The sequence below is a fragment of the Pelolinea submarina genome, from assembly GCF_003966975.1.
Lineage (GTDB): Bacteria > Chloroflexota > Anaerolineae > Anaerolineales > Anaerolineaceae > Pelolinea > Pelolinea submarina.
Map to the genome: position 1 here is coordinate 2311614 of NZ_AP018437.1, position 14399 is coordinate 2326012.

The following is a 14399-nucleotide window of genomic DNA, read 5'->3' on the forward strand; positions in this document are numbered from 1 at the left end:
GCCCATGACAGCCAGTCGAGATAATCCGCTTAAGGTTTTATTTCTGGCTTCGGAAGCCGATCCTTTTTATAAAGTCGGCGGCCTGGGTGATTACGCCGGTTCACTACCGGCCGCCCTGGCTGCCGCTGCGAATAAATCCGGGCAGTCCCTGGATATCCGTGTTGGACTGCCTTTTCATCAAGCTATCAATGTCGATCAATCCAAATTCATAAAAGTTACCGACCTTAAAGTGCCAAAGAAAAAAGGCAGCGCCAAAGGTTCGGTTTTCATGCATACGCACAACGGCCTGCCGTACTATTTCATCCGCCGCGCCGGCCGTGCCGGCGGTTTTTCCAGCGTGTACAGTGCTTCACCCCTGCAGGATGCCCGCAAGTATATCTTCTTCTCACTGGCCTCCTTGGAATTGACCCGCCTGCTGGATTGGCAGCCGGATATCATCCACGCCAACGACTGGCACACGGCCGTATCGGTTTACTATTTACAGCATACTTTGTGCCAACAACCCTTTTTCAGCCGTACCCGCTCGCTGCTGGTCATCCACAACCTGCCCTTTATGGGCGCCGGTACCGGTGAAGTGCTGGATGAATTCGGCATTCCGCCCCTGCCGCCCACCGACAGCCTGCCTTCCTGGTCGCTGCATTTCCCATTGATTTTAGGCTTGCAGTCCGCCGATCACATTACGGCCGTTTCGCCCACTTACGCAGAAGAGCTCAAAGAAGAGGAATTCGGCAACGGCCTTAAGGATTTCTTCCGCCAAAACGAATACCGCACCAGCGGGATATTAAACGGTATTGATACACATCTGTGGAATCCCTTGCAGGACACATCCCTGACGCGCAACTTCAGCGCGGAAGATTTGGAAAGCAGAAAGGCCAACAAATCTGCTCTGTTGGAGCTGGCAGGTTTTGACCCGCAGGACAAACGCCCTCTGCTGGTAGCAGTGACGCGCCTGGACATCCAAAAAGGCACCGACCTGCTCATTGCGGCCATCCCGCAGCTCACCGATCTGGACTGGAATATGATCGTGCTGGGCACCGGCGATCCAAATTATGAAAAAACACTGCTCGGACTGCAAACCCGTTACCCTGATCGCCTGCGCGCTTTCCTTGAATTTAACGCTGCATTGTCCCACCAGCTCTATGCCGGCGGAGATATTTTCCTGATGCCCTCGCGTTACGAACCCTGCGGGCTTTCGCAAATGATTGCCATGCGCTACGGCTGCATCCCGGTTGCGCGTTCCGTGGGTGGTCTGCGCGATACTATTGACGATGTATCCGACGAAACCCGTACCGGTTACCTTTTCGAGGAAGCCAGCCCGGAAGCTTTCGGTGCTGCGCTGCGTAAAGCGCTGCAAGCTTACAACGATCAGGGCCAGTGGCGACGGTTCCAATTGCGCGCCATGGCTCAGGATTTTTCCTGGGAAAATTCAGCTGAACGATACCTGCAGCTATATCAGGAATTATTAACATAGTAAGATACAGGTAATTGAAACCGAAAGGCAGGGAGATATGAAATTTGAACGTTCCAGTGGAATTTTGATGCACATCAGCAGTCTGCCGGGAAAATATGGCATCGGCGGCTTGGGGAAAGAAGCCTATCAATGGGTTGATTTTCTCAACAAGACTGGTACCGCCCTTTGGCAGGTCCTCCCGCTGACGCCCACCGGTTACGGGGATTCTCCCTACCAGGGTCTGTCCGCATTCGCCGGCAACCCGCTTTTCATTGACCTGGACGAACTCAAACGCGAAAAGCTGATCAAAGCCAAAGATCTGGCCGACTGCCCGCGCTTTCCGGTTTCCTCGATAGCTTTCAACCGCGTGCGACGCTGGAAGCGAGTGCGCCTTGAACAGGCTTACGCCAATTACAAAGCCGATACGAAATCAGCCCTGACGCAGGAATTTGAACAATTTAAAACGGACAACGCCTTTTGGCTGGAAGACTTTTCGATGTTCATGGCACTGCGTGAGCGCTTCAATATGGTTAGTTGGAGCGACTGGCCTGATGCCTACCGCCTGCGCGATCCCCAGGCTCTGCTGAACTTCGAAGAAGAACATAACAGCGAAGTGGAAACGCAGGCTTTCTTCCAGTTCTTGTTCTTCCGCCAGTGGACTGCCCTCAAAGCCTACGCCAACCAGCTCGGCGTGCGCATCGTCGGCGACATTCCCATCTTCATGGGCTTTGACAGCGCCGACGTATGGGCCAACCCGCATCTGTTCATGCTGGATGCTGACCGCCGGCCGACTTTCGTGGCCGGTGTCCCGCCGGACTTCTTTTCCAAGACCGGACAGTTGTGGGGCAACCCTTTGTATGAATGGGAGGAACATAAAAAAGAAGGCTACCAGTGGTGGATTCAGCGCGTGGCTGCCACCCTCAAAACGGTTGATATCATCCGCCTGGATCACTTCCGCGGGTTTGCCGGTTATTACAAAATTCCAGCCTGGTCCAAGACTGCCGAAGTGGGCGATTGGGTGGACGGGCCCGGCAAGAGCCTCTTTGACGCTATTGAAAAAGAATTGGGGGAGCTGCCTTTTATCGCCGAAGATCTGGGCGTCATTACGCCGGATGTGGTCGAATTACGAGAACGCTATCATTTACCCGGTATGCGCCTGCTTCAATTCGCTTTCTGGGAAAATGCCGACCACGAATTCCTGCCGCATACATACCCGGCCGAATGCGTGGCTTATACCGGCACCCACGATAACGACACAACCCGATCCTGGTTCGCGCACGCCCCCAAGCACGAGCAACGCTTCTGCATGAGCTATCTGGGCTATCCGCCGGAGAGCAAGATCACCCGCGCCATGCTACGCGCTATTTGGGCGTCTGTGGCTGTTTTCGCCATTGCGCCCATGCAGGATTTTTTGGATTTAGGCGGCAACACGCGCATGAACCTGCCGGCCACCACCGCGGGCAACTGGCGCTGGCGTATGAAACCGGACGCGATTAGAACTGAGCTGACCGCCTGGCTCAAAGAGCTCAATATCACCTACAATCGTGTCTCTGCCGGTCAGGACTGGCAAGCCGGCAAGTATTTTAAGGGGTAATTTCTACTTCCGCTTCCACTTGCCTGCGCTGCGGCTTGTTTGCCCGGAATATCCCATAGATGATGACAACCGACCCGATTATTTGCAGCAGGGTCGGTTTTTCACTTAAGAATATGTAAGCCAATAAAGCCGAACCGGGCGGTTCACCCAACAACGAAAGCGACACGTACGCCGCGGGCAGTTTGCCCAGCGCCCAATTCAGTAGCGAGTGTCCTACAATCTGCGGAATCAACGCCAGCATCACCAGCCAAATCCAGTCGGTTCCGTGAACTTGCAGCAGCGGTTGATGGCTGGATAATGAGATGGTTAATAAAGTCAAAGCTGCTATCGTGTATACGATAAAGCTGTAGCTTTGGTTGGATAGGTGCCCCCGCACTTTGCGCCCGCACATCATATAAGCGCTGGCGCACCAGGCGCCCACCAGCGCCAGAAAATTACCTTTCAACGCCTCCTGCCCCAGCATATTCCCCTCCAGGCTGCATTGCAGCCCGCCCACACTGAAAGCGCAGGCGTTGCTGAAAGATACAATCAGGATACCCGCCACCGCAATAATCAGCCCGATGGTGAAGGTTTTTGGCAGCCTTTCCTTCAATACCAATGGTGAGAACAGCGTGACCCACACCGGCGAAGTGGTCACCAGCACAGTGGATGAGACTACGTTGGTGTATTCCAGTGAAGTCACCCAACTGGCAAAGTGAAATCCCAGCAGCACACCCGACAGGATCAATAGAGAATAATCGCCTTTTGTGATCAGGTGTTTTTCTTTGAGGACCTTGGGGATGGAAAAGGGCGCCAGGAATAACATCGCCAGTACCAGGCGGTTAGTGGCAATCACCAGCGAGGGCAAATTTTGCTGGGCCAGACGGATGAAGATGGCAGCTGTAGAAACAGACAGTATTGCAATGAACAATCCGAACGCAGCCGCGTTTTTATTAACGTATTGATAGAGTTTGCTATTTTTCATTGACAGTGGTTCAGCCGACCTATAGAATAAATTTATCGATCTAATATAAATACAGGAGAAATAAAATGGCTTTCAAATTACCTGAATTACCTTACGATTATAATGCGCTTGAACCATACATGGATGCAAAGACCATGGAAGTTCATCATGATAAACACCATGCCGGTTACACAGCCAAGCTGAACGCGGCCCTCGAGAAGTATCCCGAGTTCTATGACAAGGACATCGCCGTTATTTTGAGCGACCTCTCCAAGGTACCCGAAGACGTGCGCACGGCTGTCCGCAATAACGGCGGCGGTTACTTCCATCACAACCTGTGGTGGACGCAGTTCAAACCCAATGCCGGCGGTGCCCCCGGCGGCGCGTTGGCCAAGGCTATCGACGCAGCTTTCGGTAGCTTCGACGCCTTCAAGGAAAAAATGAGCGCCACCTCGGTTGGATTGTTCGGCAGCGGCTGGGGCTGGTTAGCCAAGGATAAATCTGGCAAGCTGGTGCTGGCCACCACGCCCAACCAGGATTCCCCGGTTTCATCCGGCCTGACCCCCCTGTTGGGCATCGACGTCTGGGAGCACGCGTACTATCTCAAGTACCAGAACCGCCGTGCGGAATTCGTTGAGAATTTCTGGAACGTGGTTGACTGGAGCGAGATCGAGAAACGCTTCTAGTTTCAAGACTTACTGCACAAAGCAAAACGCGCAGCAACCCTGCGCGTTTTTTAATTAACCACAGATGAACACGGATAAAAAAAATAAAAGAATGATTCACTCAGATGGATTATTTTCATGCACGATTGTTCTTGGCTCATGGCACGTTATAGACACTTGTCTAGTGTCATTCCGAGCGAATGCCCCGAAGGGGCACGAGAGAGGAATCTCGGCTTTCTGGTATTGACGCAATCTGGCCGAGATCCTCACGCCCAGCTTCGCTGGGCTCAGGATGACACTCCCCCGGGCAAGTATCATTCCGAGAGAATGAGGTTATCGAGGAATTACTGGAAATTAATATCTGTTGGACTGCATGGTTATGGGATTGAATCACATGAATGCCAACCGTGTCACTTCAAGTCTTATTATCCATCTGTGTGCATAAATTTTGTAAAGGTTTTGTATTTATCTGTGTTCATCTGTGGATAATAAAAATCGCTCACTCGCAGGCCGCGGACAAATGTTCTTCGTAAGTCTCCGAAAAGACATGCATTGCCGAGCCATCGCAGGCCGCCCGGAAGTACAAGTATGGGCTGTCGGAGGCGTTCAGCACCGCCATCAGGGCGGTCAAACTCGGGTTGCAAATGGGCGCGGGCGGCAGCCCAGCGTGGATGTAGGTGTTATAAGGCGAGTCCACCGCTAAATCAGCTGCGCTGAGCGGGTTCTTCCACCAGCTTCCGCTGCCTTCATCATAACCCAGCGCATACTGCACAGTCGGGTCGCTCTGCAACGGCATACCGGCCGCCAGGCGGTTGAGGAACACGCCTGCAATCTGCGGCCCTTCGCTATCTACCACCATTTCCTTCTGCACCAGTGAAGCCAGGATGACGGCTTCTTTCAGTGTCAGCCCCTTGGCTGCCAGCAAGTCCTCATACCCTTGCGGCAGTTGGTTGTAGAAATGGCCCACGAAAGCCTTGATTAAATCGACCGCATGAGCGCTGCGCAGCAGTTGATATTCGTCCGGGTAAAGATAACCCTCCAGACTCTCATACCCTAATGCTTCATCCGATGGGTGCTGCACCGCGCTGAGAAACTCGGCTTCACTGACCTCCAAACCGGAAAATGGCAGCAGCGCCGCAATCTCTTCCGCGCGCCAGCCCGCCAGGAAACTGAAAGCTACGTCTTCCGGGTTGCTGTCCACGATGTGATTGGCAATGGTAAAACCGTTCATGGCCGGGCTGAGGCGGTAAATACCCGCCTGGATCTTCTGATCCATTCCGGCATACACCAACAAATTGATGAAGCTCTCCGCCGAACGAATCAACCCTTGATGAGCCAGGGAAGTCGCGATCTGGCTGGCGGATTGGCCATAAGGGATATTGAAGATGATTTCTTCTCCCTGTGTGTCTTTCGCCTGCAATAAATCGTCTTTATGCAATTCCAAACGCGCGGAATAGATAAAGCGCTGGATATATTCCAGCCCCGGATCGGCTCTGCCGAAGTCCTTTTCGGCTTGTCTGGGCACCAATACGCTGGCCAGATAAATCGTCCCATAAACAATCAGGAGTCCCAACAATATCCAGAAAATCAACTTTAAATGGTCGTCTTTTCGATTATTCATGCTCTCTCATCCAGATAGCGCTGCAGGAAAACCACCGCAGCAATGGCATCGAAATGCCCTTTACGTTTACTTTTCGGCAGCCCGATCAACAGGCGCGACTCGCGTGCGGTTTGGGTGCTGTAGGATTCATCATAAGTGCGTACTTCAATTGTATGCTGCTCTTGCATGGCTTCCACCAGGCGCTGTGCGCTGCGCCCGGCCGGGGTCAGTTGATGGTCGTCCTCATAGGTCACACCCACCAATATCAAACTTGCGTCCTTTTCGGTTGCTATCTTCAGAATAGCCGCCGCGTCTTCTGCCCGCGAAGTGTGCGCCAGCACCATCAAAGGTGAGGCAATCGTACGGGTCGGGTCGCTGAGCGCCAACCCGATGCGTTTGGCGCCCCAATCGACTGCTAAAATTCGTGAAGTATCCGGTTCATTCATCGGCAATTGCATTATACATGATAGCAATGTATACATTTCTTTTACCAAATTCAAGCGGACATTTCCGCTATAATCAGGTTAGATGACTCCGAGGTGCTTATGAAAAAATCGCTTCCCTTGATTGCATTAATACTGGTGACTGTTGCCTGTACCATCAGTTTTCCTTCCTCGTCCAATGACCAGGAAATCGCAGCCGGCGTTGCCGTAGCATTCACGCAGACCGCCTTACAAGCTACCGCCGACACGCAGCAAGCCACTGCCACACCCGAGGCTTCGCCTGAACCCACCGCCACCCAAACCCCGCCAGCGGACGACCCCAAGAGCGTCCTAGGCGATCCGGACTGGCTGGACACGCTCTCGAACGGCAAGAATTGGAGCCTGGATGATGGTCCCGTGGAAATTGGCAGCACCACTTTCTCCCAGGGTAACGGCAAAATGACCGTGATCAACCAGTCCACCACTTCCGGCTTCATTTGGTGGTTGACCTATCTCAGCTTCAAAGATGCGTATTTGGAAGCTACCTTTGAAGTGGAAGATTGCTCTGCCAACGATCAATATGGCCTGGTGGTGCGTGCGCCGGATTATGAAGATGGGCGCGGGTACTATTACACCCTGACTTGCGGCGGACAATATGATCTGCGCCGCTGGGATAAAACCGGTTCCAATATGCTGCTGAACTATCCTTCCAGCAACGCCATCAACAGCGGTTCAAACCAGACCAATACCCTGGGTATCTGGGTCAAAGGTTCGGTCATTCGCCTGTACGTCAACAACCAGTTTCTGACCGAGATCAATGACGGTAGTCTGACAGCCGAAGGCCACTTCGGCCTCTTCATCAATTCCACCCAGACGCCCGGCTTCACTATTCATATGGATGAGATTGCTTATTGGCTGTTGGATTAATACGCCATTAAAAGAAAGGATGCTCGCATGAGCAAACCGATCAAGTCTTCAGAGATCACGCCGGAGGCGTTGTATCTTTCGCGCCGGCGTTTTATTAAGAACACCCTGACCATGGCCGCCGTTTCCCTGTATTTGAGCGCCTGCGGCAATCAGAGTCCGGCTGGTCCTACCGCGCAACCCACCGATAGCCTGCCCCTGCCTTCCGCCGGGGCTAGTGTGGATGAACTGGGTAACACCCTGACCAGTTACGACGATATCATTGGCTACACGAACTATTACGAATTCTCGACGGACAAGAACGGGCCTACCCGCCTGGCGCAGAATTTCAAAACTTCGCCCTGGAGCGTGGAAGTCGGCGGCTACGTCAACAACGCGCGTTCCTTCAGCATCGACGAACTCAAATCATTGTTCGACCAGGAGGAGCGCATCTACCGTATGCGCTGTGTGGAAGCCTGGTCCATGGTCATTCCCTGGGTTGGTTTTTCGCTGCACAAACTGCTGGAGATCGTCGAACCTACCTCCGACGCCCGTTTCGTACGCTTCGAAACCCTCTACGATCCCGACCAGATGCCCGGCCAGCGCAACTCGTTCTTCCCCTTCCCCTACATCGAAGGGCTACGCCTGGACGAAGCCATGCACGATTTAACCATCATGGCTACCGGCTTGTACGGCCGCGACCTCAGCCCGCAGAACGGCGCCCCGCTGCGTTTAGTGGTGCCCTGGAAATATGGATTCAAGTCCATCAAGAGCATCGTCAAGATCGACCTGGTGGGGGAAATGCCCACCTCGCTGTGGATGGCTTCCGGGCCAAACGAGTACGGCTTCTACGCCAACGTCAACCCCAACGTGCCCCACCCGCGCTGGTCGCAAGCCACCGAACGCCGCATCGGCGAAGGCGGGCGCATCGATACGCTGTTGTTCAACGGCTACGAGGAAGAAGTCGCGTATCTTTACGACGGCATGGACCTCTCCATCGATTTCTAATAATGAAACCAACCCGCGGACAGCTCATCACAGCTTTTCTGTGCCTGATTCCTTTGGCTATCCTGTTTTTTGAATGGCGCAGCGGCAGCCTGAGCGCCAACCCGATCGAAACCCTCACCCAGCGCACCGGACGCACTGCGGTCATCCTGCTGCTGGCCTCGCTGGTCTGCACCCCGCTGCGCAGCATGTTCGGATTGAGCGCCCTGCTGCCAATTCGAAAAACGCTGGGTCTGGCCGCCTTCGGCTACGCCGCCCTGCATTTCCTGGTGTTCGCCGGGTTGGATTTCGAATTCAACCTGGGCTGGATCGTGCCGGAGATTCGCCAGAAATTCTTCATCCAAATCGGCCTGATCGCGCTGGGCTTGTTGATTCCCCTGGCCATCACCTCTGTGCAGAAGTTCCAGCGCGGCATGGCCGGAAACTGGCGGCGCCTGCACCGACTGGTTTATCCCGTCATGGCGCTGGTCCTTTGGCATTATTACCTGGCTTCCAAGGGGGATGTCCTGATCCCTCTGATTTACCTGGTCATCTTTGCCATTTTGATGCTGTTCAGAATACCCCCATTGAGTAAAATATCTATAGGCAGCAAACCGCGCTGGTTAGTGCGCTTGAATAAATTTCTGCTGTCATAGATTGCACACAATGGCCGATAAAACTTACACCGCACAACAAACTGCAATAATCGAAGCCCCCCTGCCGGGTTCGCTTTTCCTGTCCGGCCCGGCCGGCAGCGGCAAGACCACCGCCGCCATCGGACGCCTGGAGCGTTTGCTGGCACAGGTGCCCGGCCACCAAATCCTGGTGCTGGTGCCTCAGCGCAGCCTGGGCCTGCCCTACCAAAAATTCCTGCAGGGCCATCACACCTTCGCCGGCAGTTTGCCCTCCATCGTTACACTGGGCGGGCTGGCGCGCCGCCTGACCGGCATGTTCTGGCCGTTGGTTGGCACACCCGCCGGCTTCCGCACACCGCACCTGCCGCCCCAATTCCTTTCGCTGGAAACCGCCCAATACGTCATGTCGCGCGTCGTCGACCCCAAGTTGGAAAAGGGCTATTTCAGTGCGGTCACCATCGACAAGAATCGCCTGTACAGCCAGATCATCGACAATCTCAACAAGGCTGCCGTGGTGCGCTTCCCGCTGACGGAAATCGCCCAGCGTTTGAAATCCGACCAGAACCTCGACCCGGCCATGCTGCCGGCTCTGGACCAAACTCAGGAGTGCGCGCTGGAATTCCGCCAATACTGTCTGGAACACAACTTACTGGATTATTCCCTCCAAATGGAAACCTTCCTGGGGCAGGTTTGGCCGCTGCCGCTTTGTCAGGATTATTTCCATACCTACTTCCCGCATCTGATCTACGACAACCTGGAAGAAGACGTGCCCGCCGCGCACGACCTGCTGGGCGCCTGGCTGCCGCGTTCGCAGTCCGCCCTGCTGGTGCTGGACGAGGACGGCGGTTACCGTACCTTTCTGGGGGCCGATCCTTTCAGTGCGCAGGCGCTGGCCGATCTGTGCCAACAGCAAATCCATTTCAGTAGCGTTGAAGAACCCATCCAGCCGGTGCAGGCCCTTAACCAGGCGCTGACCGCCTGTATCTGCCACGAACCATCCCCGCGCAGCAATCCGGACTTTTCTCCCGCCTTGGTCTTGCAGGATTACCGCTTTTACCCGGAAATGCTCTCCGCGGTAGTGGCGCGCATCAAGGAAACCATCGAGAGCGGCCAGGCCGCGCCCGGTGAGATCGTGGTTTTAGCGCCCTATCTTTCGGATGCTCTCAAATTCTCCCTGACCCAACTTTTGGAGGAGCAAGGCATCGCCAACCGCACGGCGCGCCCCTCGCGTATGTATCTGGAAGAGCCGGCCGTCAAGGCCGTACTGACCTTCGCCAAGCTGGCCCATCCGGGCTGGGAGCTGCCCGTCTCGCACTACGAACTGCGCGACGCGCTCATGCTGGCCCTGCCCGGGCTGGATATCCTCCGTGCCGATCTGATCGTCCAAACGCTGTATTCCCCGCGCGCCCAGAGCGAAGGACTGAAATCCTTCGACGCGCTCACCAACGCGCCCATGCAGGCACGCATCAGTTTTGCTTTTGGCAAGAAGCTGGAGGTTTTACGCGAATGGCTGGAAGCGTATAAAAATATCGACGCGCTGCCGCTGGACATCTTCATCAGCCGCCTGTTCGGGGAACGCCTCTCGCAAAAAGGCTTTGGGTTGTTCGCCGATTTCGACGCGGCCGAGCGCATCGCCCAACTGATCACCTCCGTCCAATCTTTCCGCCAGTTCCTCACCACCACGTTCGGCATGGACGCGGTGTCCACAGGCTTGGAATTCATCCGCGTAGTGGAAAGCGGGCTTTTGCCGGCGGCATTCATGTCCCGCCGTGAACCGCCCGAGGACGCGCTGCTGATCGCCCCAGCCCATAGCTTCCTGATGGAAAACCGTGCCGTGGCCATCCAATTCTGGCTGGACGTGGGCAGCCTAGGCTGGTGGGAGCGCCTCAACCAGCCGCTCACCAACCCTTACATCCTGCGGCGCGAATGGCAGCCGGGCGCAGCCTGGACCTACACCCAGAATTTCGATGCCAACCAGCAGCACCTGCAGCGCATGGTAGCCGGTTTATTAAACCGCTGCCGCAGCCAGGTGGTGGTCAGCTCGGTGCAGGTCAACGAACGCGGCTCCGAGCAGCGCGGTCCGCTGCTGCAGGCTTTCCAGACCCTGCGCAAGCGCAGTTTCGTCGCCCGGGAGGACCATTATGTTTAAGCCGCGCCCCGGTCAGGACGAGGTCATCAATTACCGCTCCGGCAAGATGGGCATCGCTGCCGTACCCGGTTCGGGCAAGACCCACACGCTTTCCTACCTGGCGGCGCGCCTGGTCGCCAGCGAAGACCTGGCCGAGGATCAGGAGGTCCTGATCGTCACGCTGGTCAACTCGGCCGTGGACAACTTCTCCAGCCGCGTGGCCGGCTTCCTGCGCGAATTCGACCTGCTGCCCGGCATTGGCTACCGCGTGCGCACCCTCCACGGCCTGGCTTACGACATCATCCGCGAGGAACCGGCCATGGCCGGCTTGGATAACCGCTTCGCCATCATCGACGAACGCGCCGCCGCGGATATCCTCAACATCGTAGTGGACAACTGGAAACGCACGCATCCCGATTTCATTCAGGCTAACACCGCCGAGAACCAGGATCCTGAACGTCTGGGCAAGCGCTGGAATGAAAACCTGGCTTCGCTGGCGTCCAGCTTCATCAAGCAGGCCAAGGACTACGAACTCACGCCGGAGATGATCCGCGCTCAACTGGACAAAGAAGAAAAGTCCGGCGAGCAATTTCCTTTGCTTGAAATGGGCTACAGCTTCTACGCCGCCTACCAGCAGGCGCTCAGCTACCGTGGCGCGGTCGATTTCGAGGACCTCATCCGTCTGGCTTACCGCGTGCTGCGTAACAATCCCGAATATCTGGAACGCTTGCGTCATCGTTGGCCGACTATTCTGGAAGACGAAGCCCAGGACAGCAGCCTGATCCAGGAGAAATTACTCAGTTTGTTGTGTGGTGACGATGGTAACTGGGTGCGCGTGGGCGATCCCAACCAGGCCATCTTCGAGACCTTCACCACCGCCGAACCGCGCCTGCTGCGCGAGTTCCTGGAACGCGAGGACGTGGTGCCCAGCGACCTGCAGTATTCCGGCCGTTCGGCGCCCGCCATCATCGACCTGGCCAATTATCTCAACCGCTGGTCGCAGGAAAGCCACCCGGTGCTGGAGCTGCGCGATACGCTTTCCAAGCCTTTCATCCATCCCACCCCGCCCGGCGACCCGCAGCCAAACCCGCCGGACACGCCCGACAACATCATTATTTATAATGAGAACCTCCAGCCTGAAAAAGAGAGCGCTCTGGTAGCCAACAGCGCGCGCAAGTGGTTGGAGGAGAATCCGCAGGGCACACTGGCCATTCTGGTACCGCGCAACGCGCGCGGCGCCGAGATTGTCGAACAGCTCACCGCCATGCAGGTTCCCTACCTGGAATTGCTGCGCAGCAGCAAAGCCACACGTGACGCCGCTCAGGTGCTGGCGGCTGTACTGGGTTTCTACGCCCAGCCTTCCTCCAAGCGCAGGTTGGCGGACGCTGTGTTATCTATCGGCTCGGTGCGCTTCGGTGAAAAAGCGCTCAAGGGTCAATCGCGCGCCGTGCGCAATCTGGTCAACAGCCAGGCAACCCCGGAAACCTTGTTTGCATCCGAAACGGAAATACCTTCTATTGCAACCACCGACCCCGACCAACTCACGCCGGAAGACCTCTTCCATCAGGGCATCCATGACCTGCGCCTGTGGCAGGGTGCCGTGGTGCTGCCCATCGATCAGTTGGTCATGACCATCTCCATGCACCTGTTCACGGAACCGGCCGACCTGGCCCTGGCTTACAAGCTGGCAATCGTGTTGGGCGGTCTGGCCGCCTCCAACCCGGGCACGCAGCTGCCCTTCTTCTGCGAGGAATTGAACAACATCGCCGGGAACCGCGTACAACTCTATGGATTTTCTGCCGAGGAGACCGGTTTCGATCCGGACGCCCACAAAGGTGAAGCCGTCATTTCCACCATGCACAAGGCCAAGGGACTGGAGTGGGACCGCGTCTATCTCCTATCGGTTAATAATTACGACTTCCCCTCCGCGCAAGCTCAGGATAATTACATGTCTGAAAAGTGGTTCGTGCGCGACCGGCTCAACCTGGAAGCCGAAATGATCGCTCAACTCAAAGCCCTGGCCGCGCATGACCGCCTGGGTCTGCGCAAACCCGAAGGCCAGGCCACCCGGGAAGCGCGCCTGGATTACGCCGCTGAGCGCCTGCGCCTGCTGTACGTGGGCATCACGCGCGCCCGCCGCGAGCTGGTCATCACGCGCAACACCGGCCAGCGCGGCGACTGCACTGAAGCCGTGCCGCTGGCCGCCTTGCGTACTTATCTGGAGCATCAAGCATGAGCATAGACCCTGATTTCATCTTCAGCGCCAACAGCCTGCAGGATTACGTGGATTGCCCGCGCCGCTTTGAGCTGAAATACCTGCTCAAACGCGACTGGCCAGCCGAGGAAAGCGAACCCGTGTTGGAATGGGAGCACGAGCTGGAGCTCGGCACACGCTTCCACCAATTGGTTTACCAATATCTGAGCGGCCTGCCCGAAGAGGCGCTGCTCGCAAGCATTAATGATAGCGATGTGGAAAGTTGGTTCCGTAATTTTTTGGCCTTTTATCGTCAACAGGAATTCAGCCAAATTTTCCCCGAATTCCGTGTACGCATCCCGCTGGGGAATTATCAGGCGGTGGCGGTCTATGACCTGCTGGCACTCACACCCGATAAGCGCCTGGTCATCCTGGATTGGAAGACCTCCCGCAAGATACCCCGCCAGGCATGGGTCAGTGACCACATGCAAACCATCCTATACCCTTATGCTGCGCTGGAATCCGCCGGCAATTTCCTACCCCAAGTAACCCTCACTGCGGAATCCATTCAAATGACCTATGTGTATGTGCGCCATGCCATCGACAACACACTCACCTTCTCCTACAGTGCAGAACATCATACGCATAACCGAAGCCATTTGGAGCAATTGGTGAGTGAAATCGCCGCCCTGGAATTGGGCGCCTTTCCCCTCACTGAAGAAAAACGGCGCTGCAAATTCTGTGTTTACCGCTCGCTATGCGAACGCGGCGAGAATGCCGGCAGCCTGGCGGAATTGGAAGCCGAACCCGAACTGGACCTGGACGCGCTGCTGGGCGGGTTGGACTTCGACGCACAGGATGAGATCGCCTTTTAAGGACCT

At 55.9% G+C, this 14399-nt stretch carries 12 protein-coding genes; 9 read left to right on the top strand and 3 right to left on the bottom strand.

Annotation, left to right across the window (positions count from 1 at the left end):
• The first annotated feature begins 4 nt into the window (after positions 1-4).
• Together Pelsub_RS10250 and malQ are read left to right on the top strand one after the other, a co-directional pair.
• Positions 5-1471, top strand: coding sequence for a glycogen synthase (locus tag Pelsub_RS10250; protein ID WP_116223833.1), 1467 nt, complete (start codon positions 5-7; stop codon positions 1469-1471).
• 37 nt (positions 1472-1508) lie between these two features.
• A complete protein-coding gene (malQ, locus tag Pelsub_RS10255) occupies positions 1509-3044 on the top strand; it encodes a 4-alpha-glucanotransferase (protein ID WP_116223832.1) in 1536 nt (511 codons plus the stop codon).
• Here the strand turns inward: malQ and Pelsub_RS10260 are convergent.
• The gene (locus Pelsub_RS10260; RefSeq protein WP_116223831.1) at positions 3034-4008 is read right to left on the bottom strand and encodes a DMT family transporter; all 975 of its coding nucleotides are present in this window, start codon (positions 4006-4008) and stop codon (positions 3034-3036) included. The genes malQ and Pelsub_RS10260 overlap by 11 nt on opposite strands.
• A gap of 65 nt (positions 4009-4073) precedes the next feature.
• Between Pelsub_RS10260 and Pelsub_RS10265 the strand changes: the two genes are divergently transcribed.
• Positions 4074-4673 (top strand): superoxide dismutase, encoded by a 600-nt coding sequence (locus Pelsub_RS10265; protein ID WP_116223830.1) that lies wholly within the window; start codon positions 4074-4076, stop codon positions 4671-4673.
• A gap of 478 nt (positions 4674-5151) precedes the next feature.
• Here Pelsub_RS10265 and mltG read toward each other — a convergent pair whose 3' ends face one another.
• Together mltG and ruvX are read right to left on the bottom strand one after the other, a co-directional pair.
• The gene (mltG, locus tag Pelsub_RS10270; RefSeq protein ID WP_116223829.1) at positions 5152-6273 is read right to left on the bottom strand and encodes an endolytic transglycosylase MltG; all 1122 of its coding nucleotides are present in this window, start codon (positions 6271-6273) and stop codon (positions 5152-5154) included.
• On the bottom strand, positions 6270-6698 hold the full coding sequence (gene ruvX / locus Pelsub_RS10275; protein WP_158675072.1) for a Holliday junction resolvase RuvX: 429 nt from the start codon (positions 6696-6698) through the stop codon (positions 6270-6272). Before ruvX ends, mltG begins: the two co-directional genes overlap by 4 nt.
• Before the next feature lie 99 nt (positions 6699-6797).
• Here ruvX and Pelsub_RS10280 point away from each other — a divergent pair, with 99 nt between their 5' ends.
• Genes Pelsub_RS10280 through Pelsub_RS10305 form a run of 6 tightly spaced genes read left to right on the top strand, consistent with a single transcriptional unit; the run spans position 6798 to position 14393 of the window.
• The gene (locus tag Pelsub_RS10280; protein ID WP_116223827.1) at positions 6798-7601 is read left to right on the top strand and encodes a family 16 glycoside hydrolase; all 804 of its coding nucleotides are present in this window, start codon (positions 6798-6800) and stop codon (positions 7599-7601) included.
• A 27-nt stretch (positions 7602-7628) separates the two neighbouring features.
• Positions 7629-8585: a protein-methionine-sulfoxide reductase catalytic subunit MsrP gene (gene msrP, locus Pelsub_RS10285; protein WP_116223826.1), complete on the top strand. Its 957-nt coding sequence runs from the start codon at positions 7629-7631 to the stop codon at positions 8583-8585.
• Positions 8586-8587: 2 nt separating this feature from the next.
• On the top strand, positions 8588-9217 hold the full coding sequence (locus Pelsub_RS10290) for a protein-methionine-sulfoxide reductase heme-binding subunit MsrQ (protein WP_116223825.1): 630 nt from the start codon (positions 8588-8590) through the stop codon (positions 9215-9217).
• A gap of 10 nt (positions 9218-9227) precedes the next feature.
• Positions 9228-11345 carry a hypothetical protein gene (locus Pelsub_RS10295; RefSeq protein ID WP_116223824.1) on the top strand — a complete coding sequence of 706 codons (2118 nt, stop codon included), beginning with the start codon at positions 9228-9230 and terminating at the stop codon, positions 11343-11345.
• Positions 11338-13560, top strand: a complete 2223-nt coding sequence (locus tag Pelsub_RS10300; RefSeq protein ID WP_116223823.1) for an ATP-dependent helicase — start codon at positions 11338-11340, stop codon at positions 13558-13560. Before Pelsub_RS10295 ends, Pelsub_RS10300 begins: the two co-directional genes overlap by 8 nt.
• Positions 13557-14393, top strand: a complete 837-nt coding sequence (locus tag Pelsub_RS10305) for a RecB family exonuclease (protein WP_116223822.1) — start codon at positions 13557-13559, stop codon at positions 14391-14393. Before Pelsub_RS10300 ends, Pelsub_RS10305 begins: the two co-directional genes overlap by 4 nt.
• Positions 14394-14399: the final 6 nt, after the last annotated feature.